General features: G+C 65.0%; 21 protein-coding genes. 9 read left to right on the forward strand and 12 right to left on the reverse strand.

Features of this window, described 5'->3' with window-relative positions:
* Positions 1-5: 5 nt before the first annotated feature.
* The 5 genes from hpnI to SAZ10_RS23210 form a co-directional block, all read right to left on the reverse strand.
* Positions 6-1,160 (reverse strand): bacteriohopanetetrol glucosamine biosynthesis glycosyltransferase HpnI, encoded by a 1,155-nt coding sequence (hpnI, locus tag SAZ10_RS23190; protein ID WP_318611755.1) that lies wholly within the window; start codon positions 1,158-1,160, stop codon positions 6-8.
* Positions 1,161-1,174: 14 nt separating this feature from the next.
* Positions 1,175-1,315, reverse strand: coding sequence for a hypothetical protein (locus SAZ10_RS23195; RefSeq protein WP_318611756.1), 141 nt, complete (start codon positions 1,313-1,315; stop codon positions 1,175-1,177).
* Between the two features lie 562 nt (positions 1,316-1,877).
* Positions 1,878-2,441 carry a class I SAM-dependent methyltransferase gene (locus SAZ10_RS23200; RefSeq protein ID WP_318611757.1) on the reverse strand — a complete coding sequence of 188 codons (564 nt, stop codon included), beginning with the start codon at positions 2,439-2,441 and terminating at the stop codon, positions 1,878-1,880.
* Positions 2,442-2,468: 27 nt separating this feature from the next.
* Positions 2,469-3,563 (reverse strand): AI-2E family transporter, encoded by a 1,095-nt coding sequence (locus SAZ10_RS23205; RefSeq protein ID WP_318611758.1) that lies wholly within the window; start codon positions 3,561-3,563, stop codon positions 2,469-2,471.
* Positions 3,560-4,708 (reverse strand): glycosyltransferase family A protein, encoded by a 1,149-nt coding sequence (locus SAZ10_RS23210; protein ID WP_318611759.1) that lies wholly within the window; start codon positions 4,706-4,708, stop codon positions 3,560-3,562. Before SAZ10_RS23210 ends, SAZ10_RS23205 begins: the two co-directional genes overlap by 4 nt.
* 221 nt (positions 4,709-4,929) lie before the next feature.
* Here SAZ10_RS23210 and SAZ10_RS23215 point away from each other — a divergent pair, with 221 nt between their 5' ends.
* Together SAZ10_RS23215 and SAZ10_RS23220 are read left to right on the forward strand one after the other, a co-directional pair.
* Positions 4,930-5,691, forward strand: coding sequence for an SDR family oxidoreductase (locus SAZ10_RS23215; protein WP_318611760.1), 762 nt, complete (start codon positions 4,930-4,932; stop codon positions 5,689-5,691).
* Between the two features lie 48 nt (positions 5,692-5,739).
* Positions 5,740-6,663 (forward strand): SMP-30/gluconolactonase/LRE family protein, encoded by a 924-nt coding sequence (locus tag SAZ10_RS23220; protein WP_318611761.1) that lies wholly within the window; start codon positions 5,740-5,742, stop codon positions 6,661-6,663.
* A 160-nt stretch (positions 6,664-6,823) separates the two neighbouring features.
* Here SAZ10_RS23220 and eno read toward each other — a convergent pair whose 3' ends face one another.
* From eno to SAZ10_RS23255, 7 genes are all read right to left on the reverse strand, one after another.
* Positions 6,824-8,119, reverse strand: a complete 1,296-nt coding sequence (eno, locus tag SAZ10_RS23225; RefSeq protein WP_318611762.1) for a phosphopyruvate hydratase — start codon at positions 8,117-8,119, stop codon at positions 6,824-6,826.
* The gene (locus tag SAZ10_RS23230; protein WP_318611763.1) at positions 8,116-9,156 is read right to left on the reverse strand and encodes a phosphotransferase family protein; all 1,041 of its coding nucleotides are present in this window, start codon (positions 9,154-9,156) and stop codon (positions 8,116-8,118) included. Before SAZ10_RS23230 ends, eno begins: the two co-directional genes overlap by 4 nt.
* A gap of 193 nt (positions 9,157-9,349) precedes the next feature.
* A complete protein-coding gene (locus SAZ10_RS23235; protein WP_318611764.1) occupies positions 9,350-10,966 on the reverse strand; it encodes an indolepyruvate oxidoreductase subunit beta family protein in 1,617 nt (538 codons plus the stop codon).
* Entirely contained in the window at positions 10,959-13,112 is a 2,154-nt protein-coding gene (locus SAZ10_RS23240; protein ID WP_318611765.1) for an indolepyruvate ferredoxin oxidoreductase subunit alpha, read from the reverse strand. Before SAZ10_RS23240 ends, SAZ10_RS23235 begins: the two co-directional genes overlap by 8 nt.
* 214 nt (positions 13,113-13,326) lie before the next feature.
* Complete coding sequence (locus tag SAZ10_RS23245) at positions 13,327-13,806, reverse strand: MarR family winged helix-turn-helix transcriptional regulator (protein WP_318611766.1); 480 nt, start codon at positions 13,804-13,806, stop codon at positions 13,327-13,329.
* Positions 13,807-15,378, reverse strand: a complete 1,572-nt coding sequence (locus tag SAZ10_RS23250; RefSeq protein WP_318611767.1) for an NAD(P)/FAD-dependent oxidoreductase — start codon at positions 15,376-15,378, stop codon at positions 13,807-13,809. It abuts the gene before it with no gap.
* A gap of 307 nt (positions 15,379-15,685) precedes the next feature.
* Positions 15,686-16,477, reverse strand: coding sequence for a cyclase family protein (locus SAZ10_RS23255; RefSeq protein WP_318611768.1), 792 nt, complete (start codon positions 16,475-16,477; stop codon positions 15,686-15,688).
* Positions 16,478-16,598: 121 nt separating this feature from the next.
* Between SAZ10_RS23255 and SAZ10_RS23260 the strand changes: the two genes are divergently transcribed.
* From SAZ10_RS23260 to SAZ10_RS23290, 7 genes are all read left to right on the forward strand, one after another.
* On the forward strand, positions 16,599-18,173 hold the full coding sequence (locus SAZ10_RS23260) for an NAD(P)/FAD-dependent oxidoreductase (protein ID WP_318611769.1): 1,575 nt from the start codon (positions 16,599-16,601) through the stop codon (positions 18,171-18,173).
* A 183-nt stretch (positions 18,174-18,356) separates the two neighbouring features.
* A complete protein-coding gene (locus SAZ10_RS23265) occupies positions 18,357-19,889 on the forward strand; it encodes an ABC transporter substrate-binding protein (protein WP_318611770.1) in 1,533 nt (510 codons plus the stop codon).
* A gap of 170 nt (positions 19,890-20,059) precedes the next feature.
* Entirely contained in the window at positions 20,060-21,067 is a 1,008-nt protein-coding gene (locus SAZ10_RS23270) for an ABC transporter permease (protein ID WP_318611771.1), read from the forward strand.
* A complete protein-coding gene (locus SAZ10_RS23275; protein WP_318611772.1) occupies positions 21,060-21,908 on the forward strand; it encodes an ABC transporter permease in 849 nt (282 codons plus the stop codon). Before SAZ10_RS23270 ends, SAZ10_RS23275 begins: the two co-directional genes overlap by 8 nt.
* A gap of 349 nt (positions 21,909-22,257) precedes the next feature.
* Entirely contained in the window at positions 22,258-23,139 is an 882-nt protein-coding gene (locus tag SAZ10_RS23280; RefSeq protein ID WP_318611773.1) for an ABC transporter ATP-binding protein, read from the forward strand.
* Positions 23,132-23,968, forward strand: coding sequence for an ATP-binding cassette domain-containing protein (locus SAZ10_RS23285; RefSeq protein WP_318611774.1), 837 nt, complete (start codon positions 23,132-23,134; stop codon positions 23,966-23,968). The genes SAZ10_RS23280 and SAZ10_RS23285 overlap by 8 nt, the downstream gene beginning before the upstream one ends.
* Positions 23,969-24,258: 290 nt before the next feature.
* Positions 24,259-24,858: a VOC family protein gene (locus SAZ10_RS23290; protein WP_412535280.1), complete on the forward strand. Its 600-nt coding sequence runs from the start codon at positions 24,259-24,261 to the stop codon at positions 24,856-24,858.
* The last annotated feature ends 148 nt before the right edge of the window (positions 24,859-25,006 follow it).

Below are 25,006 nucleotides of genomic sequence, written 5' to 3' on the forward strand. Positions count from 1 at the left end.
CTACCTCATCGCGGATTCGGAATCACGGTTCCGTCGTGCGCGATCCGGTAGCGGTGCCCTCGCCAGGCGACGGTGGAGCCACAGAAGCCTGCGACATACACAACAGAGGAGAACAGATCGCGAAGTGGCAGCAGGAGGTAGGCTTGCGCCTGGGTATCGAACCGGTATTCGATGCAGCGGGACAGCACCGCCCGGCAGGCCAGCGCGACCGCCGCCAGCGCCAGCGCATCCTTGCCTCCGCCGAAGGCTAGCGCCGCCAGTGCCAACGGGAACGGATTGGTGATGATGCCGCCCGCGTACCCGGCGGGATCGATGCTGCGGATAGTTCGCGCGTAGCGCAGCTGGGCTGCGAAGAATTCGCTGGCCGAACGATCCGTGCAAACGTGGCCGAGCGCGAAAGGCGGAACCGTGACTCGAAGGCCGAGCTCCCGCACTGCCTCGCCCAAGGCATAGTCGTCCCAGAGCTGATCGACGAAGCTGCGGAAGCCTCCGATGCGGCGCAGCGTGTCCCGCGAGATGGCGATCGTCGCGCCGAAGCAGGGCCGCGCCAGATCGAAGCCGAGGGCAAAGATCACGTTAGGCAGCAAATGCAGGTTGATACCCATGGCGGAGAGCCGCGCCCATGTGCCGCCCTTCGCCATACCATAGTAGAGGCAGGTGACCGCTCCTACACCGGGCTTTTGCAGCGCGCCGATTACCTTGGCCAGATAGTCCGGGCAGACCTCCATGTCGCTATCGATCTGCACCAGGATGTCATGCCGTGCCCGTGCGACCATGTTGATAAGATTCGAGATCTTCATGTTTCCGCCGTTGATCCGCGGATCAATATGCAGATCGATTTGGCGGTGCGGGAACCGATCGGCGATCTGCTTGACGACGGCATTAGCCGGGTCCCGCGCATCCTGAGTGCCGCAGACGATCTGGAAAGGCGCGGGATAGTCCTGCTGGCACAACCTGCTCAGGCGTTCATGCAGGCCCGGCTCCGGGCCGCAAAGCGGAACGAGAATGGTGACGGGAACCGGCCAAAGCTCCGCGGCCGATGCTTTCGAACCGAACCGCAGCACCAGTACCCAGCCGATTAGCAGGTAAACGCAACCCAGACCGGCGGCCGCAAGGCACAGGTTGGCTGCCCAACGGACAAGATCTTCGGTGAGCGGCACGACGGCGCTCCCAGCTAATGCGGCGCGAGCTTGGAGCGATCGTGGCTGTAACGCTCCAGCGCAGCGCGCGAGAGATAGACAAACGCTCGGTCGCGTCGAAGGACAGAGAAGTGGGCAGCCATCCGGTTGGTCGCAAGCACGAGGAGGAGGCCCATGATATTCTCCACAAACCTCTTCAGCTGATTATCCACTATGCTCCATGTTTGGATGGTTGGCGACTCGAACCCGTATCGCGCTGCCATGCGCGTGAGCTGCTCGCCCTGCTCCTGCGCACCAAGTCGCATTTCGCAATAGACCGCGACAATTTCGCGAAGGGCGGGCTCGCTGCGGATGTGACGGGCCAAGCTCGTCCGAACTTGCGGCCCCAGGCGACGGATGGCCCTTCGGCGCCAATAACGGGTAGTTGCTCGTTCCATAGGTGAATCTGGAGAAGGGGATCGCCCCGGCGGATATGCGTGCCGTCCGCGAACATCAACTCGCGTCGGGCGTGGAGGCGCTGGATGCGAAAGATGCAGGTCCGATCGCTCGTGTACTCATAGACGCCTTGCCGCCTGCGTAGCCAGCGATCCAGTTCAAGGATCGCATTTCCGGGCCAAGTTCCCAGAGCGCGTGGTCTTTGCGAAATCGCGACGGACAAAGTCACGTCCCAAAGCGGATGTAGACGATCTTCAAACCTCCGGCCCCGACGTTGGTTCCATCCGAACCGAACGTCTTCCATCAGTCCTCGGTCCAGTTCAGCCCGGAGGCGATGAATTGCGGGTTACCGAAGACGTACTGATGCTCCGGCGTCCAGGGGCGAATGGCCGGCGGGCCATTTGTCGGCTTGTAAGCGAGAACCTGGGCGACCGAGAGCCAGCCGCGGTCGAAGGCGAACGCCATTCCGGCGAGATAGATGCGCCAGATACGGTAGCGCTCGATGCCGGCGATCCCGATCGCCTCCCGAGAGCGCGCCTCGAGCCGGCGAACCCAGTGCTGCAGCGTGCGCGCATAGTGCGGCCGCAGGTCCTCGATGTCGACCGCTTCCAACCCGGCCAGCGCCACCGTCTGCAGCACCCGGGAAAGGTGCGGCAGTTCTCCCCCCTGGAAGACATGGCGGTCGATGAACTCGCCGCCGGGCGGCCCATGCGCCTTGCCGTCAGGGTCGGTGGTGACGAGGCCGTGGTTGAGCAGCACACCGCCCGGCCGAAGCAGGCGCGCTCGCCTTCGCCCGCGACACGGGGCTGGCTGCCGCCGCGCTCGAGCCGGGGCCGCCTGCGCCCGTGTTTCCGTCGGAACATGCATTGTCGTTGTGATTGCCGAAGCGCAGGTTCATGGTGCATCCTCCCGCTGCCCTGTCCCGTCCCCATAAAGAGTCGCCAGAACCACTTTCATCGCGAGCACGACCGGCACCGCCAGTATTATGCCGACGACGCCGAACAGAATCGAAGCGGCCAGGAATGAGAATATCACCAGCACCGGCCGGATGTAGGCTGCCCTGCCGAGCACGATCGGGCCGAAGAACTGGTCGATGGAAACCCTGAGGGCGACGGCGTAGATGATGTAGGCCACGATGTCCCACGTGGCTTTCGCCTCCTGTACGGCTACGAGGCCGGCTACTACGCCAGAGGCAATCGGCCCGATCAGAGGTATGGTTTCGAGCAGGCCGGTGAGCAGGGCCAGGACGAGCGCGTGTTGGAGACCGAGAATGAGCCCTAAACCTAGATAGGCGGCCACAGACGCAAACGCGACCACAAGTGCGACCCCGCCAAAGTAGCGCCGAAGGAGGGGATCGAGCTTGCCCCAGGTTTCTTCGGCAAAAGAGCGTTGGCCGGGCGGCACGAGCCATATCAGGCCGCTACCGATCCGATGGCCATCGATGAGGAAATAGCAGAGCAGCACCCAGGTCAGGATGATGCCGAAGAAGCCGGCCGCTCCCAGCGCCGCGATCCTGAGCACCTGGATGCCCTCGCCGAACCAGCCGCGCAGCTCGTTGACGATCTGGTCCGCGATGAAGCCGGCATCGACGGCGGTGCCAGCGATGTTGAACTTTCGGTCGCCTAGAAGCTGGCGTGCAAAACCTTCGATGGTGCCGTGGAGATCGCCTGCGATACCGAGCGCCTCCTGCTTGAGGGGCGGGCCGGCCAGGATGACGATGCCCGCGACCGCGCTCATCACGAGCAGAAGCACGAGCAGGGCGAACACCCAGCGAGGCAGCCGCGACCGTCTGTCCAGCCAATCGAGCACGGGCGTGAACAGATAGGCCACCACGCCCGCAATGACGAAGGGCAGCAATATGCTGCGGACCAGATAGGCGAAAATGACGATGGTCGCGACAGTGACGATGACAGTTCGCTCGGAGACACGGGAGCGGCCCCCGCCAACGGCTTCGCCCTGCTGCCCGGGGAATTTGCGTCCTCCCGTCATGGGTACACACGGCCCTTCCAGCTGACGCGATGCGTCAGTTTTCGACGCAAGCTATCGAGCGCGATGGCGGCCCCTGCCGTGTAGCCCACCGGAAAGATGAAACCATAGGCGACTGGAATTCCGAAATGGACGGCACTAGCGATGTGGAAGGCAAGTGCGGCCGCCGACCCTGCGATCGCCGGCACGGAAGCCACACATGCGCTGCCCGAGCCGTTGACGCAGCGGGCCATCTCATAGGCCGGCAGCAGCGGCGCGGCCCAGGCCAGCACGATCGATGCGGCCGCAATCATCAAGGTTCGTGCCGGCCCGCAAAGCATGTCGCTCAGATTCTTGGCGAGCCCGGGCCAGAGCGTTCGCCAGCCGGTGTACATGCGCGTGCTCAGAAGCCGTGAGCCATCCTGCAGCATCACGCGGTATCCGGATGACTTCAGCAGACGAGCGAGCTCGACGTCCTCGCGGATCGACGAAGCGACCGCCGCATGACCGCCGCCAGATGCGTAGGCGCGGCGGCGCACCAGCATGAACTGGCCGGTGGCCACGACTTCGTCGCTGTCGGCATTCTGGATGTGGGCGAGGTCTTGCAGGAACGCCAGCAGGTAATGACCGCAGGGGATGATCAGCCGTTCGGCGAAGCTGCGAAGATCGTGGCGGGGAGAAAGGGATAGGAGGTCCAGCCTGCCACGATGGGCCGCAGCGACGGCACTTGCCAGAAGCAGCGGATGTGACCGCATGTCGGCGTCGATGAAGCAAAGCCAGTCGGCATTGGGCGCTGCAGCGACTCCGGTACAGCATGCCTGCACCTTGCCCTGCCAGCCGACACGAAGCGGAGCTGCGCGGGCTAGCTCAAGACGCGGATCCCGCGCCGCCATCCTGGCGACGATTGCGGCTGTGTCATCGCTCGAATTGTCGTCGACGACGATGATCCGCAGACGGCTGGGCGGATAGCGCTGTTCGAGCAGCGAGCGGACGCATCCCCCAATGTTGGCGCTTTCGTCCCGGGCCGGCACGATAATGCATGTGGCGGGACAGCCGTCCCCCGGCGGCACCGGCTGCAGCGGCCGCAGTAGCTCGCGTTGGCGCATCGCACGCTTTATAAGCCATGCGACAACGGCAAGCCAGGCAAGGGCAAAGGCGAAGTCAGCCATCGGTCCAGCAGCTCTTTGCAAAACCAGGGCTCAGTGCTCGAACCTTCTATTGGGCAGCCAGGTTCCGTGGAGGGCGCCCCGAAGTTCAAAGTTGGACCAGCTAAGATCCCGGTCCGCCTGGACCGCGCATCGGTCGGAACTTGCCGGCCATCTGCACCGTTGCGGCCTGCTGGCGATTGCCGTATCGGCATGCTCTGACAGGTCTGCAGGGAGGAGAGCGAATGACCGCGTTGATAACCGGCGCCGGCAAGGGCATAGGCCGAGCCGTCGCGCATCGTCTTGGCAAGGACCACGGCAAGCTCGTCCTGATGGATGTGGACGCCGAGGCGCTGTCGCGGGTCGCCGCGGAATTCGCCGGCGCTGCGACCGTCAAGACCGTCGTCGGCTCGGTGGCGAGCGCCGCGGACTGTGCGCGCGCAGCCGAGGCTTCCGCGGAGCTTGGTGGCGCGGACGTGCTTTCGCACAATGCCGGTATCCAGCGCTACGGGACCGTCGAGACGACCTCCGAGGCGCTCTGGGACGAGGTGCTTTCCGTCAATCTCAAGGGCGCCTTCCTGATCTCGCAGGCGCTGATGCCGCAGCTGCGCGCCGCAAAAGGCGCGGTCGTGCACATGGCCTCGGTGCAGGGATTTGCCAGCCAGGCCGGCGTCGTCGCCTATTCCTCGGCCAAGCACGGCCTTGTCGGCCTCGTCCATGCCATGTCGGTGGATGCGGCGCCCTACGGCGTGCGCGTGAACGGCATAGCCCCCGGCTCGGTCGACACGCCGATGCTGCGCGATTCCGTCGCGCTTGCGGAAAAGCCGGACGAGGTTTGGGCAGCAATCAACGACATGCACCCGCTTGGGCGGCCTGCCCAGCCCGAAGAAATCGCCGAAGCCGTGGCTTTCCTTGCCTCACCTGCTGCTTCCTTCATCACCGGCGAGGTGATGCGCGTCGACGGCGGCATGATGGCCCGGCTCGGTGGCTCGCCGAAGGAGGAATAAACGCCAGCCGTTTTGGCCGGCAATAATCGAGCGGTGGGAGGTCGAGCAATGCGGAACCAGTCCGAGGTCAGGCAGCTCCTTGCCGGCAGCGACATCGTCGGCGAGAGCGTCGTTTGGGACAGTGAGCGCAAATGCCTGTTCTGGGTCGACATCATCGGCCGCGTCATCCGTCGCTATGAGCCCGCGACGAAGGCCGAACGCCGCTGGGACCTCCAGGAATTCCCGACCTCCATCGGGCTGAGGACCGACGGCGACGCCATACTGGGCCTCACCGCCAGGGTCGCCCTGTGGGATTTCGAAGGCGAGATGAAAACCTTCGCCGTCCCCGAACCGGACCTGCCGGGAAACCGGCTGAACGAAGGCCGGGTTGCGCCCGACGGTTCCTTCTGGGTCGGCACGATGCAGCAGAATTTCGCGCCTGACGGCTCGCCGACGGAGCTCACCGAAAAGAGCGGACGCTATTATCGCGTCGATCCCGACGGCGGCGTAACGAAGCTTTCAGACGATCGCTACGGCATCACCAATACGATGATCTGGCTGCCGGACGGCCGATTCGTCACGGCCGACACGACGGAAAACCGCCTCTACGCCTACGATGTGGATCTTTCCGGCAAGGCTTTGCGCAACCGGCGCCCCTTCTCCGAACCTTTCAACCGAGGGGCGCCCGATGGCTCGTGTATGGATGCCGAGGGCGGCATATGGACCTGCCGCGTCGCCGGGGGTTCTGCGCTGACGCGCACCATGCCCGACGGTCGTGTCGACCGCGTGGTCGACCTGCCCTGCAGCTGGCCGACGAGCTGCACCTTCGGCGGCGCCGAGCTGACGACGCTCTATGTGACTTCAGCGCGCTTCACCATGAGCGACGAGCATCTGGCCGCGAACCCCCAAGAGGGTGGGCTGTTCGCGCTGGAGCCGGGTGTTGCCGGTTTGCCGGAGCCGCGCTTTCGGTATGGCGGCGACGATACGCTTTGATCGTTGCCGCCTACTGCTTTCAGGTCGACGCTGCCCCTCACCCTCACCCTCTCCCCGTAAAACGGGGAGAGGGGATTCTGCGACGTTGCCGCCCCCTCTCCCCGTCGTTCACGGGGAGAGGGTAAGGGTGAGGGGCAGCGCTGACGCTTGAGACTTGCTATTACCTGCCCGCCCGCGCCCGAAACGCCAGCGCTTCCCGGCCGGCAAACACCGCGCGCTCGCCCAAATTCTCCTCGATCCTGAGAATCTCGTTCCATTTGGCCATGCGCTCGGAGCGGGTGATCGAGCCGACCTTGAACTGGCCGACATTCCAGCCGACCGCGAGATGGGCGATGGTCAGGTCCTCGGTCTCGCCCGAGCGCGCCGACACGATGGCGCCGAGGCCGAGCCGCCTGGCGGCATCGACCGCAGCCTTGGTTTCCGAAATCGTGCCGGCCTGGTTCGGCTTGATCAGCACGCAAGTGGCAAGGGCCTCGCGCGCGGCCTCCTCGACGCGTCCGGCATTCGTCACCAGAAGGTCGTCGCCGACGATCTGGACGCGGTCGCCGACCTCTGCCGTGAAGCGGCGGAAACCCTCTTTGTCATCTTCTCCGAACGGATCTTCGATGGACAGGATCGGATACCGGTTCACCCAGTCGAGCAGCATTTCGCCCATGCCGTCGCGATCGAGTTCCCGCTTCTCGAGGCCGAGCCGATAACGGCCGTCCTTGCCGAATTCCGAGGCAGCCACGTCGAGCGCTATTGCGACCTGGTCGCCCGGCGTGTAGCCGGCGCGCTCGATCGCGCGGACGAGAAAATCGAGCGCTTCCTCATTGGCGCCGAAGGCCGGCCACCAGCCGCCCTCGTCGGCGACGCCTTGTCTCAGCCCCTTTTCGGCGAGCAGTGTGCCGGCTGCGCGATAGACCTCGGCGGTCCGCTCCATCACCGTCCCGAAGTCTGGAGCGGTCGGGCAGATCACCAGGAAGTCCTGGATGTCGACGCGCCGGCCGGCATGCGCGCCGCCACCGAAAATCTGGATCTCGGGCACGGGTATGCGCACCGGCCCGCCATTTGCCGCATAGACCCAGAGCGGCTTTCCGGCCGCGGCCGCCGCAGCATGCATTGACGCCATCGAGACCGCGATCATCGCGTTGCCGCCGAGCCTCGCGTTCTGCGGCGTGCCGTCGAGATCGATGAGGGTGCGGTCGACTGCCTCCTGGTCGGCCGCATCGACGCCGTGCAAGGCAGCAGCGATCTCGCCGTTCACATTGCCGACTGCGCGCATCACATCGAAGCCGCCAAGCCGCTCGCCCCCGTCGCGCAGGTCGAGTGCTTCGCCAGAGCCGGTGGAGGCTCCGGCCGGCGCGATGGCGCGGCCCCATGCGCCGCCGGCAAGCCGGATCTCGGCCTCGACGGTCGGCCGGCCCCGGGAATCCCAAACGCGGCGGCCCCGGACGCTCGTGATGGCAGTCGTCATGTCTTCTCCAAAATCCGTGGAAGGGCCTCGGCCCATCTGCTCCTGAGGGAGGGAAGGTCGCCGGGCGCGGCCTCGATCAGCGGGATCGCGAAACCCCGCACGCCGCGTTTGATGCTTTCGTCTTCGACATATTCGACGGGCGACTTGCCATCGATCCGCGCCAGAAGCAGCGCCGGAAGCAGCGCGGAGACACGAGCCTCCAGCTCGGCTGCGGGCTCCCATCCGATCTCGCTGAAATAGGCATCCCGCAATCTGTCGAATGAGCGGAGGAACCGGCTCGCCGCCGAGGGGGTCCATAAACACTTGAGCAGCAGGTGATTGAGGCAGAAGGCGACATCGAAGGCGGGATCACCGAACCATGCGCATTCGGCATCGAGAAACACAGGCCCATTCGGACCGACGAGGATGTTTTTCGGCGAGACGTCGCCATGGACCAGCGCTCTGCGGTTCCGCAAGCTGCGCTCGACGAGGCCGAGCAGCGCGCCGGAGATCTCCTTGTGCCGCGCTGCAGTGAATTCCAGGTAGGGCTCGAGCCGGATCGCCTTGAACAACGCATCGTCGTTGAAATCCTGGGCAATGCCGGATTTTCCAGCGGTGCTCTCATGGAATTTGCGCAGGCTCGTGCCGACTTCTGCCGCAAAGCCCGGGTCGGCCCTTCCTGCCTGCAACTCGCGCTTCCAGACCGGATGCGTCGCCGGCGGCAGGTAGTCCATCGCGAAATAGCCTTCGGCCGGATCATGCGCGAGGATCGCCGGCACGGCGCCGGGCACCGCCAGTCCAGCCCGCCTGAACCAGGCCACCTCGCTGGCATTGCGGCTCACGGGAGCGCGCCAGTCTGCGGCGACGCGCAGCTTCTCGAGCGCGCGCTTGACGACGAACTGCTGCTCGCCCGCTTGCACCAGCCATATGTCGGAGGCGACGCCGCCGGTCAGCGGCGAAAGTTCCGGTTCGACGCCGGCCGGAATCAGCCCGAGCCGCTTCAAGCTGGCTATCACGGCGGCAAAGGGATCATCGGTCATACGGTCGAGGCGAGCCACGCAGAAATCAACGCGGCATCGCCGATAGCACAGACACTGACCTGTCTGGAACTTTTTGATTTGTTTGCGGCACGGTTGGAACTTTCTGCAGTTCACTCATGCAGGCGCTGCCCACTCGAAACGGCCTGCAAACACAATTCGAGCGATCGTAGTACGCCCAAAGACAGGCGAGGAGAAGCTCCTGTCCCTGGCTCTACAGCGATGCGATCGTCTTCAGCGCGCCGTCGAGCATGTCGCCTTTCTCATCCCTGAGCGCGGCTTCGCGAAGCCGCTTTAGCCACTGCGCGGCATCGTCGCGGCCCTTGAGCAGGTCCAGGCCCGACAGCACGCGATCGAACTTTGACTGCGCGCGGGCATGGGTGTCGCTATAGCCCTTGATCAGCCGCCGGCATTCGAGGATCTCGACGGCAAGGTCGTAGTCGGCCCGGACGTTGTCGAGCGCGAGCCTGTACCAGCGCTCCAGATGCTCGCTCTCCACCTGATGCCGCAGAAGCTTTCGCCGCCAGCGGCGCAGGCCGCCAACGATCCAGAGCATCGCAAAGCCGGTCATGCTGTCGGTTCGGATGTGGCGGCCGCGATTGATGCCTCGGTCCAGGAAGGCGGCGAGCTTGGGCCTTTCCTCGATGTAGCGGCCGATCCGAACCGGCATCGTGCCGCAGAATTCCTGGATGCGCGGATGGAAATATTCGGTGACCTTCAGCACGGCGTCGTCCTTGACGCCGACCTCGCGCCTCACGCGGGCAGTCCGCGCCGAGCGGGTCTTGAGATCGGCAACCCGGATCATGTCGTCGTAGCACATGGCGTTGGCCAGATGCTTCGCGGCGGCGATCGACAGTCGGTAGCCATGCGCGGCATCGTCCAACGAGACAGCCTTGTCGAGGCGATCGAGATATTCTCCGCCATAGGCGAGGTCCTGATAATCGACCACCTTCTTCAGCCCGCGCCCGGCCATGTCGCGGACCGGTTCGGGCAAGCGGTTGACCCGCGCCAGCAGCTCGCTCCAGCCAGCAAGCTGGGAGGCCGGACCGGAGACGGCGCGGCGTGCCAGCTCGGCTCGGCCCGGCATGGCTGACCCGGCGCTCGGGGCCGAACTCGCCGCAGGATTGGCTGCGCCCCGACCCTTGGAAGCAGCAGCCGTCTCCCCGGGCGCACTCCGGCGCGCCTGTTCATATGCGCCGGTGAAGGCCGCGAGGCTCGCCTTCACTCCGCGCCCGCCGGCGGAGATCGCCTGTTCGTAGCTGTCGCGCGGGAAGGGCAGCGCGCCGGAGCCGGCCAGCGCGCCTAGCAGGCTGGCCGAGATTACCGAGCCGGCATCGACGGCGATCTTCTCCATGTCGAAGGCAATGAGCCGCTTCGAGGCCGCTTCCGCCGCCGCCAGCACCGTCGGCGAGGAGGCGCGCCCATCGCCCGGCGCGATCTTCTCCGACACCGCGGCGATCCGGTGCGAGGAGGCGATCAGCGTCGTGCGGTCCGGCGTCACGAAGCCTCGCATGACGGCGCGGCCGGCTTCCATCAACTCCGCCGCAATCAATATGTCCACGTCGCCCTGCGCCGGCGAAAGCGCGAAGACCGGCCGGCGGCCCGTGTCGCGAGCCATCTCGATGTAGTAGATCGTCGCGCCTGTGCGCTGCGCCACGCCGGCAACCGAGGTGGACTGCGCGACATGGCCGTTGCGCTCGGCGACGTCCGTGATCCAGTCGGCGAGCACGCCGCCGCCCTGCCCGCCGACAGCAAGGACGGCCAGCTTGATGATGGTGTCTTGATCTGGCGCGCGCTGCGCGGTCGGAGTGAGTGAAGCGAGCTCAGGCATCGGCGAAGGTCAGCCGCCGGCTCTCCCGCCGACCCTGCAGGAACCCGATCACCGAGCGGCGGAGCCGGTCCACGAAACGGTCCCATCCTGTTGCGTTGTAAACGGTATCGGCACGAAAGAAGGACGGGCAGAGCACCGCGGCATCTGCCACTTCCCCGCAATTGCCACAGCCGACGCAGTTCTGGTCAATATGCGCCACGGGATCGTCGCGCAGCGGGTCGTCGAGGGACTTCACGGAGAGCGATGGGCAGCCGGAGAGCCGCATGCAGGCATGGTCGCCCGTGCAGACATCCTCGTCGACGCCGAACTTGGGCTTCACCACACGCTCGCCGCCCTTGATCGCCTTGTCGACAAGCGGCTTTTCGCGGCGCTGACGGTTCAGCATGCATTCGGAGGAGGCGACGATGACCTTTGGCCCGCTCTCTTCGGTGGTCAGCGCCTCTCTCAGCGTGTCCCGCATCTTGCCGACATCATAGGTGCGGTCGAGCTGGCGCACCCACTTCACGCCCATACCCTTTACCGCTTCTGTGATCGGGTGCCTGGTCGATTTCGAGCGGTTGCTCGCGCGTGAGGACAAGATGTCCTGCCCGCCGGTCGCGGCGGAGTAGTAGTTGTCGACGATGACGATCACGCCGTCATTCTTATTGAACACCGCATTACCGACCGACGAGGTCAGGCCGTTGTGCCAGAAACCGCCGTCGCCGACGAAGGAGATCGACCGCCGCTTAGCTTCTGCCGAGTTGAAGGCCGATGCCGATGCCGGGCCCAGGCCGTAGCCCATCGTCGTGGCCCCAAGCTCGAATGGCGGCATGATAGAGAAGAGATGGCAGCCGATATCGGAAGCGATGTGATGCTTGCCGAGCTCCTGCTCGACGAGCTTCGTCGCAGCAAAGATGGGCCGTTCCGGGCAGCCGACGCAGAAGCCGGGCGGCCGGCCCGGCACCACGCCGGCGAGGTCGGGAATGTCGTGGCCGTTGCCGGCCTTGTTGGGTGCCCTGATCTCGGCCGGCAGCATCTGCGGAGCCTCGGCGCGCAGGAACGCGCCGATGCCGTCGAGCATCACCTGGCCTGTATACTCGCCTGCCATCGGCAGATATTCCTTACCGACGACGCGTGTGCCGCGCCCCGCCTTGTGCAGCATCGCCGCGAAGGACTGCTCGATATAGTTCGGCTGCCCCTCCTCGACGACCAGCACCGAATCCTTGCCTTCGCAGAACGACAGGAACTCGTCGTCCACCAGCGGATAGGCGGCGTTCAGCACATAGAGCGGCACGTCCGTCTCGCCGTAATTGTCGGCGAGCCCCATGCGCTGCAGGGCGCGCACGACCGAATTGTATATGCCGCCCTGCATGACGATGCCGATCTTGCCGTCTTCGGGTCCGAAGAACTCGTTGATCTTCCTCGAGCGGATGAACTCGACCGCCGCCGGCCAGCGCTTCTCGACCTTCTCCTTCTCGTGCAGGAAGGAGGCCGGCGGCAGCACGATGCGGCCGGTGTCGCGGCGCGGCGCCGACAGCGCGTCGGCGACCGTCATCGCCGGGCGCTTGTTGGCCTTGGTCGTGAAGCTGCCATGCACGTGGCAGCAGCGAATGCGCACCAGGAGCATGACCGGGGTGTTCGAGGCTTCCGACAGCTCGAAGCCGTCCTCGACCGCCTTCACGATGGACGGCAGGTTGGGCCGCGGATCGAGCAGCCAGACCTGACTCTTCATGGCAAAGGCGTGGCTGCGCTCCTGCATGATCGAGGAGCCCTCGCCATAGTCCTCGCCGACAATGATCAGCGCGCCGCCGGTCACGCCGCCCGAGGCGAGATTGGCCAGCGCATCGGAGGCGACATTGGTGCCGACCGTCGACTTGAAAGTCGCCGCGCCGCGGATCGGGTAGTGCACCGAGGCCGCCAGCATGGCGGTCGCGGTGGCTTCCGAGGCACTCGCCTCGAAATGCACCCCGAGCTCGCCCAGAATATCCTGGGCGTCGGCGAGCACGTCCATCAGATGGCTGATCGGCGCGCCCTGGTACCCGCCGACATAGCCGACACCGCATTCGAGCAGCGCCTTGGTGATGGCGAGGATCCCCTCGCCGGTGAATGTCTCGCCCGCGCCGAGGCGCAGCTTCTCGACTTCCTTGACGAATGAGCGTTCAGCCATGGGACGCCTCCTCTTTTCCTTCTCCCCGTTTACGGGGAGAAGGTGGCCCGAAGGGCCGGATGAGGGGCGGCGCCAGCCTTGATAGATATGCGCTGCCCCTCATCTGCCTGCCGGCATCTTCTCCCCGTAAACGGGGAGAAGGACGACTGCCGCGTCGGTTTCGCCAACCGGACACGTTTGTCGAAGCAAAAATCTGCGCCATCTCAGCCATCGCCTAGATGTCGTGCCTGCGGATGTTCGTCAGCATCTTCTGGAGCGTGGCGATCAGCGCCGTATATTCGCGATCGCCGATGCCGTTGAACATCGTCTCGAATTCTTCGTGCATGAACGGCCAGGCGCGGCCGAACTCGGCGCGCCCCTCGTCGGTCAGGAATACGTGCCTTACACGGCTGTCGGTGACGCCCTGCTCGCGTCGCACGAGGCCCTGCCCCTCCAGCACGTCCAGCGTGCGCGACAGCGTCGACTGCTCGATCACGGTATAGACCGACAGATCGTTCACCGTCACCCCATCGAGGACCGACAGCACGGCGAGAGTCCGAACCTGCGATATGGTAAGCCCATGCTTACGCAACACCTCGCGCAAGCTGGCGTTGTAGCGGCCCATGATGCGGTTCATCAGATAGGGCGCAAACTGCTGCAACCCGATCTGACCGAGCGTCGAGATCCGCTGCCGTTTTTCTATCTTCTGCTCCATCTAGAGCCTCTGCGCCAGAAGGAAGCCGGAGCCGCCGCCGAGGCCCGCGCCCGGATGGGTCGATGCCCCGATGTGGTAAAGGCCTTTGACCTCGGTCTCGTGATTGACGCTTCCCTTGAAGGGTCGCCACAGGAACGCCTGATCGATGGTCGACGAGCCGCCGTAAGGGTCTCCGCCCACCAGGTTGATGTTCATCGCCTCGAGGTCGGCCGGCGAATAGGCGCGCCGGGCAATCACGCTTTCCCTGAAGCCGTCGATGTGGCTGGTCAGAATCGCTTCCGCCCGGTCGGCATAAGCCTCGCGCAGCGCTTCGGTCCATTTGCCGTCGGACGGTACCTCGAGCGCGCCTGCCGCATCGCCCCTGACGTGACGCGGCGCCTCGGGAAGCTGCAGCCACAGGATCGCCTTGCCTTCCGGGCAGCGCGACGGGTCGAGCGCATGCGGCTGCCCGACGCAGATCGTCGGCACTTCGGGCAGCATGCCGCGTGTCGCCTCGTTGCAGGCTTTGGACACGCCATCGAGCCCTGGGGTGAGATGCAGCAGTGCCACTTTGCCGAGCCCTTCGCCGCGCCAGGCAGGGGGGCGGTCCAAGGCGTAGTGGATCTGGAAATTCCCCTTGCCGTAGCGATATCGCTGGACAGATTCCGTATGCGTCGTCGATGGCTGATCCCCGAGCAGGCGTTCGTAGAGCTGTGTCGGGGTGACCGAGCAGATCACGCTCTTCGCGGCTGATATCTCCTCGCCCGAGGCAAGCCGCACGCCGACGGCGCGGCCATTCTTGCGGGCGACATAAGCCACGTCGGCGCCGGTGCGGATTTCGCCGCCACGCTCCTTGATCAGCGCCTCGAACGCGGCGGTGAGCTTCTCAGCGCCGCCCTTGACGATGGGTGCGCCCGCCACCTCCAGCGCGAAGGCGATGACTTTGGCAATCTGGCCCGAGAATGCATCTTCGGGACCAAGCCCCGCATGCAGGACCCATGGCGCCCAGAGCGCGCGCATGGTCTCGGACTGATAGCAGGTTTCGAGCCAGCCCCGCGCCGGGACCAGCGCCTCGCCGAGAAAGCCGGCAAGACCGCGGGGCCCGCGTCGCCAAGCCTCCCCGGCGAGCAGTTTCAGCGTCGGCCACGACCATAGGCCGCCGCCGAGCAGCCCGAAGAGCAGGCCGGCATTCTTGCCGATCTCGCCGACATCGCGGCCGTACTGGTCGCCGTTGCCCGCCGCCGCGGCGTTGAAAGCGGCGATGTTCGCTGGCTGGTTCATGCGCTGGATCAGATAGCTGCCGTCTGGCCTCAGCACACCCGTCGGCGCATCCGTGTTGCAGAACTCCAGCCCGTGCCGCGCGAGGTCCTTGCCGAGCGCCGCGTAGGCCGGCCCGGTCGTGAACAGCACGAAGGTCGTGGCCATCACGTCATGGACGAAGCCGGGCGCCGTGATCCCTTCGGTACGGATGCAGCCGCCGATCCGGTCGTTGCGCTCGAGCACCAGCACCTTCGCGCCCTTGCCGGCCAGCATCGCCGCGCAGACCAGCGCGTTGATGCCGCTGCCGACGATGATGTGGTCGGCGGTGGTCACGGGCGGCTCCGCGACAGGAAGGAGCAGAATCTTGCCCGGAGGTTGGGTGCTCTACGTTGCCCCCCTCTGTCCTGCCGGACATCTCCCCCGCAAGGGGGGAGATTGGACGGCCGCTTTGATTTCGCCAATCGCCAGCGTTGCAGATTGGCGAAACCGTCTATGACAGCCAATCTCCCCCCTTGCGGGGGAGATGTCCGGCAGGACAGAGGGGGGCGCGACAGGGCGATAACATTGCCGGCCCTGCCTTTCAGCGCCTGTGTCAGCGCCGTGCTCCACATGATCTTCTCCCGAAGACCGCTACCTCGCCCTACTGCCTCGGCACCAGCGCCAGGGCGCGGATCGGGCTGCCCGTGCCGTGCTCGATCTTGAGCGGCGCGACGATCAGGATTGCGCCCTTGGGCGGCAGGCGGTCGAGATTGCAGAGGCTGGCCAGGCCATATTTGTTGGCCTTGTGCATCAGATTGTGCGCCGGGAAGGGCGGGTTCATGCCGCCGGCCAGTCCCGCGTCGGTGCCGATCGTCTCCGAGCCCCAGCCCCTGATGTCCTTGCTGATCAGATACTCGATCGCCTCGGCTGTCGGGCCGGGCGTGTGGGGGCCGGTCTCGTTGGCGTTCAGGAACTCCTTCTCCGAGTGGTTGCGCTTGTACCAGTCGGTGCGCATCACCACCCATTCGCCGGCATTGATGGCGCCGTGCTTGGCTTCCCAGGCCTTGATATGATCCACGGTGAGCAGGAAGTCGTGATTGTCGGCCGCTTCCTTCGAGCAGTCGATCACGTTCACCGGGCCGACGAAATTCTTGACCGGGATCTTGTCGGTCGAACCATCGGCGTAGTCCTTGCCGGTGATCCAATGGATCGGCGCATCGAAATGCGTGCCGGAATGCTCGCCGAGCTTCAGCCAGTTCCACGCCCAGAACGGGCCGTTCTTGTCGTAGTTGGAAATGCCATGGATCTCGACCTTCGGCGTGTCGACGGCGATCTCGGGCGGCAGCTTGATGAGCGGCGTGTCGGGGCCGAGCAGGGCCGTGAGGTCGACGACTTCGATGCCGCCGGAGAGGAGCTGGCCGGCGAGCTCGCCAAGAAGTTTCTGGGTGTCCATGATCTCTGTTCCCTCTTTATCGAATTCAGATGGGCTCTCCACGGCCCTTTAATCTCCTACTAGACGAAAACCTATGCATCTGCAATTATCTCTTTAAGCATAAAGGATCGGGTGGGGGCCTTTGAGCGAGTTCGACGCCATACTTGTGGGAGCAGGCCACAACAACCTGGCTTGTGCCGCGCATCTCGCGTCGAAGGGTTGGAAAACGGCGATTTTCGAGAGAAACCCGACGGTCGGCGGCGCAGTCCGCACTGGTGAATACACGCTCCCTGGCTTCCGCCATGACTTCGGAGCCATGAATCTCAGCCTCTTCGCCGGCTCCGCCTTCCACCGGAAATATGCAAATGAATTGAAGTTGCATGGGCTGGAACTGGTCCCGGCCGTCGATTGCTTCGCCAGCGCCTTTCCCGACGGCCGCTGGTTTGGCGTCAGCACCGATCTGGAAATGACGGTCGCGCGCATGGCCGGTTTTTCGAAGGCCGACGCCGAGACCTGGCGCCGTTTTGTGGCGGCATTCCCGGCCGAGGCCGCGCACCTCTTCGCCCTGCTCGGCTTGCCCATGACGGGCCGCGCTCTTGCGGGCTTCGCCTGGAACGCATGGCGCAAGAAGGGCGCCACCGGTCTGCTCGACATGGCTCGGCTGCTGCTCGCCTCGCCACGCGAATGGCTGGATGCCAATTTCGAGTCCGCGCATGTCAAGGCGACCCTCGCCACCTGGGGCATGCATCTCGACTTCGCGCCGGACATCGCCGGCGGCGCGCTATTCCCATATCTTGAATCCATGGTCGATCAGAGCTTCGGCCTGGTTATCGGCAAGGGTGGTGCCGACACGATGATCCGCGCGCTGGAGAAGATGATGGCAGCGGCCGGAGGCGAGATTTTCACGCGCGCGGAAGTGGCCGAGATCACCACGGCCGGAGGGAAGGCGACCGGCGTGCGCCTTGCCTCAGGTGAGACGCACACGGCAACCAGGGCCGTGATCGCCGGCGTTGCGCCGAGCGCGCTTCCCGGCAAGCTGCTGCCGAAGGGTTCGGGCGATCCGGCCTTCGATACGGCGATGAAGAAATTCCGCCATGCGCCGGGCACGATGATGATCCACCTCGCGCTCGACGATCTGCCCGACTGGCGCGCCGGCCGCGAGCTCCGGCAATTCGCCTATGTGCACCTCGCGCCTTCGCTCGACGCCATGGCGCAAGTTTACCAGCAGGCTATTGCGGGCCTACTGCCCGCCGAGCCTGTGCTGGTCGTCGGCCAGCCGACGGCGATCGATCCCTCGCGCGCGCCGGCCGGAAAGCACGTGCTCTGGGTGCAGGTCCGCGTGCTGCCCGCCGAGATCAAGGCTGACGCGGCAGGCGAGATCGCGCCTGAGCATTGGGATCAGGTGAAGGAGCGCTATGCCGATCGCGCGCTCCGCATCCTTGAGGGCTACGCTCCCGGCCTGAACTCGAAAATTCTTGGCCGTGCGGTGTTCTCGCCGATCGACCTCGAACGCGACAATCCGAACCTGGTCGGCGGCGACCAGATCTGCGGCAGCCACCACATGACGCAGCACTTTCTATTTCGTCCGGCACGCGGCTTTGCCCGCGGCAACACCCCGGTCGAGAAGCTGCACCTTTGCGGGGCAGCCGTCTGGCCGGGTGCGGGGGTCGGGGCAGGATCGGGCTTCATGCTCGCTCAGCAACTTGGCGGGAGGTAAGCGGCGTGCGGGAGGTGCCGTGAAGAGTTTACTTTTTTCGGCCAGTGCGCACTCGCCTTGAGCATCAGCCATCGACCGAAATAAGTCCGAAATAAGTAATAAAACTGTCCGGAGCGCCAGATCGGAAAGGACCGGCATCTGCGCTTGCTGACCGTCTAATCAATAAACGATAGGGGAACTAAGATGAAGCTCAACAGACGTGAACTACTCGGCTACAGCGCCTCGGCTCTCGGCTTGGCGGCGCTCGGCATGCCGCGGCGTGCGGCCGCTCAGGCTGGCGAACTGACGATTGCCTATAACGTCAACCTGCCGTCCTGGGACCCGACGGTCGGGCCGTCGGCGGTAAACCCGACCATCCAAGGGCTCTATCAGTCGGTCTTCGACATGTATATCGCCCAGAAGCCCGACCTCTCCTTTGCGCCCGGCCTCATCACCGAATGGGGCTGGAACGACGACCGCACCAAGGTCCTGATGACGGTGCGCGAAGGCGTGACCTGGCATGACGGCTCGCCCTTCACACCGGAAGACGTGGTGTGGTCGCTGGAGCGTGCCGGAAAGGAGGCGACGGGCAACCCTATCCAGTTCGTCTGGAAGAATGTCGGCAACTTCAAAATCGACGGCAACAAGATCACCGGCGACGTCATCCAGTTCGATCCGGTCCTGTTCAAATGGATGTCCTTCCTCACCGGCTACGTCATGCCGAAGGCCTATTACGAGAAGGTCGGGCCGGAAGGCTTCGAGAAGGCGCCGATCGGCACCGGGCCGTATATGGTGGAGAAGTTCGAGCAGAACGCCTTCATCCGGCTCAAGGCCAACCCGACCTACTGGGGCGGCAAGCCTGCCTTCGACAATGTCACGATCAAGTTCGTCACCGATGCGGCAAGCCGCGTGGCCGAGCTCGAATCCGGCTCGTCGCAAGTGACGCTGGAGATTCCTTACGAGGAATATGATCGGCTGATCGCCAAGGACGGGCTCGCCGGCTCGTGCGAGACGATTTCCGACATCGGCATGATCTTCTTCAGCCCCAGGGATGCGATCACCGACGCCAACGTGCGCAAGGCGGCGGTGATGTCGGTCGACAAAAAGCTGCTCGTCGACCGGCTGCTGCGCGGCTACGGCCTGCCGATCGACACGCTCGAGACCCCGGAATACGCGGCCTTCGATCCTTCCATCAAGGTCGAATACAATCCCGAGAAGGCGAAGGAATTGCTCAAGGCCTCCGGCTACTCGACCGACAATCCGGCGAAATTCACGATCCAGACGACCAAGGGCTTCAAGCCCAAGGACTACGAGATGATCCAGGCGATCGTCGGCATGTGGCGCAAGGTCGGCATCGAGGCCAATATCGAGGTCTATGAGATTGCCAAGCACTACGAACTGCGCGCCGCCAAGAAGCTGGCGCCGGCGGCCTTCTATAACTGGGGCAATGCGATCGGCGACCCGACCACCTCGACCGGTTTCGCCATGTTCAGCCCGAGCCCGCACTCAGGATGGTCCAGCAAGGACGTGGACGATGCGATCATGCCGCTCTGGGGCGAGAAGGACGAGGCAAAGCGCATCGCCGGCTGGAAGGCCGTCAGCAAGCTGATCGCCGACAACGCCTATGTGCTGCCGCTGCTGCAATATGCGCAGCCGATCGTGCATGCGAAGGGCGTGAAGGTGGTGCCGCACAAATCCGGCGCGTTGCTGCCGGCGCTGATGACCCCGGCGGCGTAGAGCCTTCCGTTTTTAGGCTGGCGCCGCCCCTCACCCTCACCCTCTCGCCGTAAGGACGGGGAGAGGGGGGCTGAGACGTTGCCGCCCCCCTCTCCCCGTCCTTACGGGGAGAGGGTAAGGGTGAGGGGCGGCGCCGTAGTTTGAAGAACTTGCGCTGCCTGGCTGTCAGCATGATCCTGCAACGCTTCCTCGCCCGCCTGTTCACCATGCTGGTCACCCTGTTCGGTGTGGCTGTCGTGGTTTTCGTGGTGATCCGCATCGCACCCGGCGACCCGATCGCCATGATGCTGCCGCCCGGCGCAAGCCAGGCCGACATCGACCGTCTGCGCGCGCTCTATGGCCTCGACAAGTCGCTCATCGAGCAGTTCTTCATCTGGCTATCCGGCGTGCTTCACGGCGATTTCGGCACCTCCATCTCGCTCAGGCAGAACGTTCTCGGCCTGGTGATGAGCAGGCTGCCGGCGACGCTCGAGCTCTCGATCCTCGCCCTCATCATCGCGCTTGCGGTCGGATTGCCGCTCGCCGTCATCGGCACGCGCGAGCGCGGCACGGCGGTCGAGGCTGGCATCGACGTCGCCAACGGCGCAGCCCTCTCCATCCCCGATTTCCTGTGGGGGCTGGTGCTCATCCTACTGTTCGGCGTGCTGTGGCCGGTCTTCGAGATTTCGGGCCGCGTCTCGCCGCGGCTGGAGCTGCCCTTCGTCACGCAGTTCTACCTGTTCGAGAGCATCGTCAGGCTGCGCTTCGACCTGACGCGCGACCTCATCGGCCACATGTTCATGCCGGCGCTCGCCCTCGCCTTGCCGCTCGCCGCCATCATCTCGCAATTGCTGAAGCAGTCGCTGAAGGAGCTGATGGGGCTCGACTATGTCGTTCTCGCCCGCGTCAAAGGCTTCTCGGAGACGCAGGTCATCCTCCGCGAGGCGCTGAAGAACGCGGCGCTGCCGACGCTCACGCTTGTCGGGGTGCAATTCACCTTCCTGATCGGCGGCACCGTCATCGTCGAGCGTCTGTTCTCCTACGAAGGCCTCGGCAACATGGCGATCGATGCCGTCGTCAACCGCGACTTGCCGCTGATCCAGGGCATCGTGCTCGTCTTTGCGCTCATCTTCGTGCTGATCAACCTCGTCGTCGACATGATGTATGCGCTCCTCAATCCGAGGCTGCGCCATGGCTGAAGCGCGCTTCGTCGCCCGTAAGGCTAATGCACGCATCTGGCTCGCGGGCGGCTGGCTGCTCCTTGCCCTCCTCGCAGCGATCTTCGCTCCGCTGGTGGCGCCGCAGGACCCGCTCGCACAGGACCTGATGCTCGAGCGCCTACCGCCTTTCTGGCTGCAGGGCGCGGAACCCGGCTATTGGCTGGGCACAGACAGCCTCGGCCGCGACCTCCTCTCGCGCCTTGTCTATGGCGGACGCATCGCCTTCATCGTCGCCTTCGCGGCCGCGACCGCCGCCTGCCTGGTCGGCTCCGTGCTGGGCCTGATCGCAGGCTACTTCGGCGGCTGGGCCGACCGCATCGTGTCGCGCATCGTCGATATCTGGATGGCATTTCCGCCGGTCCTCTTCGCCATTCTCCTGGTCGCCGTGCTTGGCACGGGGCTCGGCTCGGTGATCGTGGCGATCGCCGTGATCGACTGGACACGGTTCTGCCGAGTGGTGCGGGCCGAAGCCATGAGCCAGTCCCGCATGGATTATGTCGAGAATGCCCGCATCGCCGGCTTCGGCCGGCTCGACATCATGCTGCGCGAGGTATTGCCCAACGTGCTGCCCTCCATCATCGCGCTATTGTCGCTGGAGATGGGCATCGCCGTCATCGTCGAGGCGATCCTGTCTTTCGTGAACCTCTCCATCTCGACGGACGACCCGACCTGGGGCGGCATCATCGCCGAAGGCCGCCTTTCCATCCATCAGGCCTGGTGGGTACTGGTCTTCCCGCTGATCACGCTGTTCCTCACCGTGCTCTCGTTCAGCCAGTTCGGCGAAGGGCTGAAGGCGCGTTTCGACCCGGTGCTGAGATGAGTGGGCCTACCCTCACGCTTCGCATGCCCCCTCCACCGCCTTGCGCCTTCGCCATCGAGGGTTCGGCGGACACGTCGGCGGTCCGCCTCCTCCGTTTAGGGCAGAGGAGTTCGATGTGGCGCGGCGCCGGTGCCCCCCTCCCCCTTGTGGGGAGGGATTCAGGGTGGGGGTTCCCACGCGATTACCCTGCAAGGTTAGCTCAAGCAGACGGCGCCTCCGGCTTGGTTCGGCGCGCGTCGCACCCCCACCCTGTATCCCTCCCCACAAGGGGGAGGGGGTCGTCAGCGTTGCGCCTGGCATATGTGATCGCCCGGCGTAAATGGGCTGTCGCGGCGACCGGGGTGGCGACATGACTGCCCCCTGCCTCGAAATCTCGAACCTCAGCGCGGTGCTCGCCAACGGCACCCGCGTGCTGCGCTCGGTGTCGCTCACCGTCGAGCCGGGCGAGGTGCGCGCGCTGGTCGGCGAAAGCGGCGCGGGAAAGAGCATGATCGGCAAGGCGGTGCTTGGCGTGCTACCGACGAGCTTGCGCATTGCCGAAGGCCATATCCGCCTCGAAGGTACAGACCTCGAAAGCCTGCCGCCAAGAAAGCGCCGCGAGCTGATCGGGGCGCGCACGGCTTTGATCCCGCAGGACCCCTTGACCGCGCTCAATCCGTCGCGCCGCATCGGCCCGCAGATGACGGACAGGCTGGTCAGGATCCTCGGCTGGGACGCCGGGAAGGCCGACGCACGGATCAGCCAGCTCCTCGACGAGGTGCGTATCCGTGAACCCGAGCGCGTCATCCGCTGCTACCCGCATGAGCTCTCCGGCGGCATGCGCCAGCGCGTCCTGATCGCGGCCGCTTTCGCTGCCGAGCCGCGGCTGATCGTGGCCGATGAGCCGACGACCGCGCTGGACGTCACCGTGCAGAAGCAGATTCTGAGGCTGATTGCCGAGCTCCAGCGCGAGCACGGCACCGCGCTCCTGTTCGTCACGCACGACCTCGGCGTTGTCGCCAAGATCAGCCAGAAAGTCTCCGTCCTCTATGCTGGGAAGATCGTCGAGGAGGCGGATGTCGCCGCCCTCTTCGCCGCGCCCAGCCATCCCTACACCCGCGCCCTGATGGCGGCGATGCCCCGCTATACCGACCCGCTCGCCTCGCTGAAGCCGGTGGATGAAGCGGTGCTGGCCGGGCTCGCGACAGAGATCGCCGAGGCCGATCGCGACTGGAGCGTGACGCGTGGCTGATCCTCTGTTCAAGGTCCGGGGCCTCAAACTTGCGCTGCCCGATATGACGAGAAAGCCGCTCTTCGGCTCCGCGCCGCAGGTGGAAATCCTGAAAGGCCTGGACTTCGACCTGCCGGGCAATTCGGTCACCGGCATCGTCGGCGAATCCGGTTCGGGCAAATCGACGCTCGGCCGCGCGCTGGTGCGCCTCCTCGAGCCCAGCGAAGGCAGTATCGACTTCGACGGCCGCGACATCACTCATCTCTCCGAGCCGGCCCTCAAGCCGCTGCGGCGTGACCTGCAGATGATCTTCCAGGATCCGATGTCGTCGCTGAACCCGCGCCGCACCATCGCCTCAATCATCGCCGCGCCGCTTCAGAAGAACGGCCTGGGCGACAATCTTCGTGGTCGCGTGGCCGAAGCATTGAGGCGTGTGGGCCTGCCGGAAAGCTTCGGTCAGCGTTACCGCCACGAGCTTTCCGGCGGCCAGCGCCAGCGCGTCGGCATCGCGCGAGCGCTCGCCCTTTCACCCAAATTCGTGCTCGCTGACGAGATCGTCTCCGGTCTCGACGTCTCGACCCAGGCGCAGATTCTGGCGCTGCTCGAAAAGCTGGCCGACGAGATGGGATTGACGGTCGCCTTCATCAGCCATGACCTCTCCGTAATCCGCCGCCTCTGCCGGCAGGTCATCGTGATGCGCAGCGGCGAGATCGTCGAAGCCGGCCCGACGGAAGCGCTCTTCGAAGCGCCGCAGCATCCCTATACGCGCGAGTTGATCGCAGCGATCCCGCTTCCGGAGATCGATCCGGATTGGCTGGGAAGCGGGGTCGAAAGCAAGGCGGGCGCATGAAGCTGGCACCGGGGACACGGGCCACAGGCAAGACAATCGCCTTTGAGGTCGACCCCCACTCCGGTTCGCTTCGCGAACCACCTCTCCCCCGGTCGACGGAGGAGAGGAAGCGCTGGCCGCAATGCCAGGCGCCCTTCCTCTCCCCTTTTGAGGGGGAGAGGTGCCGAGCGAAGCTCGGCGGAGAGGGGGTTGGCCGCGACAGATGCGATTGCCCCGGCACCTCATGAATCCGGAGAAGCGGGCCTTCGGTGAACTTCCATAACGGCGTCCCGCAACAGAGGGTGACTGAGATGAAGCATGTTATCCGAAGCGCAGTATTGATTGCCGGCTTTGCAGCCGGAGCCGGCACCGCCTTTGCCGACACCATCCCCGGCATGCGAGGCCATGACCACACCGGCGTTACCGTTCCCGACATGAAGCAGGCGGTCGACTTCTTCACCAATGTCATCGGCTGCAAGAAGGCGATGTCCTTCGGCCCGTTCGCGGATGACAAGGGCACCTTCATGAAGGATCTGCTCGGCGTCGACCCGAAAGCCGTGGTCGAGGAGATCACGATGGTTCGCTGCGGCTTCGGATCGAATATCGAGCTCTTCAAATACACGGCGCCCGACCAGAAGGACGCGACGCCGAAGAACAGCGACATCGGCGGCTACCACATCGCCTTTTATGTGGACGACGTGGCGGCGGCGAAGGCCTATCTGGAGGGCAAGGGCGTCGCCACGCGCATGGGGCCGTTGCCGGTCAACGAAGGCCCGGCCGCTGGCCAGACCATCCTCTATTTCCAGGCACCATGGGGCCTGCAGCTCGAGGCGATCAGCTATCCCCACGGCATGGCTTACGAAAAGGACGCCGAGACGGTGCTTTGGAGCCCGAAGGATCCGGGGAAGTAGCTCCCTTCTCCCCGTTTACGGGGAGAAGGTGCCGGCAGGCGGATGAGGGGCGGCGCCCACGGCCGAATTGGTAGGCACGCGTCCTTGCGACTTCCTCTCCAGGCCTGGCGCCGCCCCTCACCCTTACCCTCTTCCCGTGAACGGGGAG

The organism is Mesorhizobium sp. BAC0120, from assembly GCF_033542235.1.
Classification (GTDB): Bacteria; Pseudomonadota; Alphaproteobacteria; order Rhizobiales; family Rhizobiaceae; genus JAWRCU01.

Bases quoted from the DNA above. Each gene is read 5' to 3' on its own strand.
- SAZ10_RS23195 (WP_318611756.1), bottom strand. From the start codon at position 1,315: ATGGGCCTCCTCCTCGTGCTTGCGACCAACCGGATGGCTGCCCACTTC.
- SAZ10_RS23200 (WP_318611757.1), bottom strand. From the start codon at position 2,441: ATGCATGTTCCGACGGAAACACGGGCGCAGGCGGCCCCGGCTCGAGCG.
- SAZ10_RS23205 (WP_318611758.1), bottom strand. From the start codon at position 3,563: ATGACGGGAGGACGCAAATTCCCCGGGCAGCAGGGCGAAGCCGTTGGC.
- SAZ10_RS23210 (WP_318611759.1), bottom strand. From the start codon at position 4,708: ATGGCTGACTTCGCCTTTGCCCTTGCCTGGCTTGCCGTTGTCGCATGG.
- SAZ10_RS23215 (WP_318611760.1), top strand. From the start codon at position 4,930: ATGACCGCGTTGATAACCGGCGCCGGCAAGGGCATAGGCCGAGCCGTC.
- SAZ10_RS23220 (WP_318611761.1), top strand. From the start codon at position 5,740: ATGCGGAACCAGTCCGAGGTCAGGCAGCTCCTTGCCGGCAGCGACATC.
- eno (WP_318611762.1), bottom strand. From the start codon at position 8,119: ATGACGACTGCCATCACGAGCGTCCGGGGCCGCCGCGTTTGGGATTCC.
- SAZ10_RS23235 (WP_318611764.1), bottom strand. From the start codon at position 10,966: ATGCCTGAGCTCGCTTCACTCACTCCGACCGCGCAGCGCGCGCCAGAT.
- SAZ10_RS23240 (WP_318611765.1), bottom strand. From the start codon at position 13,112: ATGGCTGAACGCTCATTCGTCAAGGAAGTCGAGAAGCTGCGCCTCGGC.
- SAZ10_RS23245 (WP_318611766.1), bottom strand. From the start codon at position 13,806: ATGGAGCAGAAGATAGAAAAACGGCAGCGGATCTCGACGCTCGGTCAG.
- SAZ10_RS23255 (WP_318611768.1), bottom strand. From the start codon at position 16,477: ATGGACACCCAGAAACTTCTTGGCGAGCTCGCCGGCCAGCTCCTCTCC.
- SAZ10_RS23265 (WP_318611770.1), top strand. From the start codon at position 18,357: ATGAAGCTCAACAGACGTGAACTACTCGGCTACAGCGCCTCGGCTCTC.
- SAZ10_RS23270 (WP_318611771.1), top strand. From the start codon at position 20,060: ATGATCCTGCAACGCTTCCTCGCCCGCCTGTTCACCATGCTGGTCACC.
- SAZ10_RS23275 (WP_318611772.1), top strand. From the start codon at position 21,060: ATGGCTGAAGCGCGCTTCGTCGCCCGTAAGGCTAATGCACGCATCTGG.
- SAZ10_RS23280 (WP_318611773.1), top strand. From the start codon at position 22,258: ATGACTGCCCCCTGCCTCGAAATCTCGAACCTCAGCGCGGTGCTCGCC.
- SAZ10_RS23290 (WP_412535280.1), top strand. From the start codon at position 24,259: ATGAAGCATGTTATCCGAAGCGCAGTATTGATTGCCGGCTTTGCAGCC.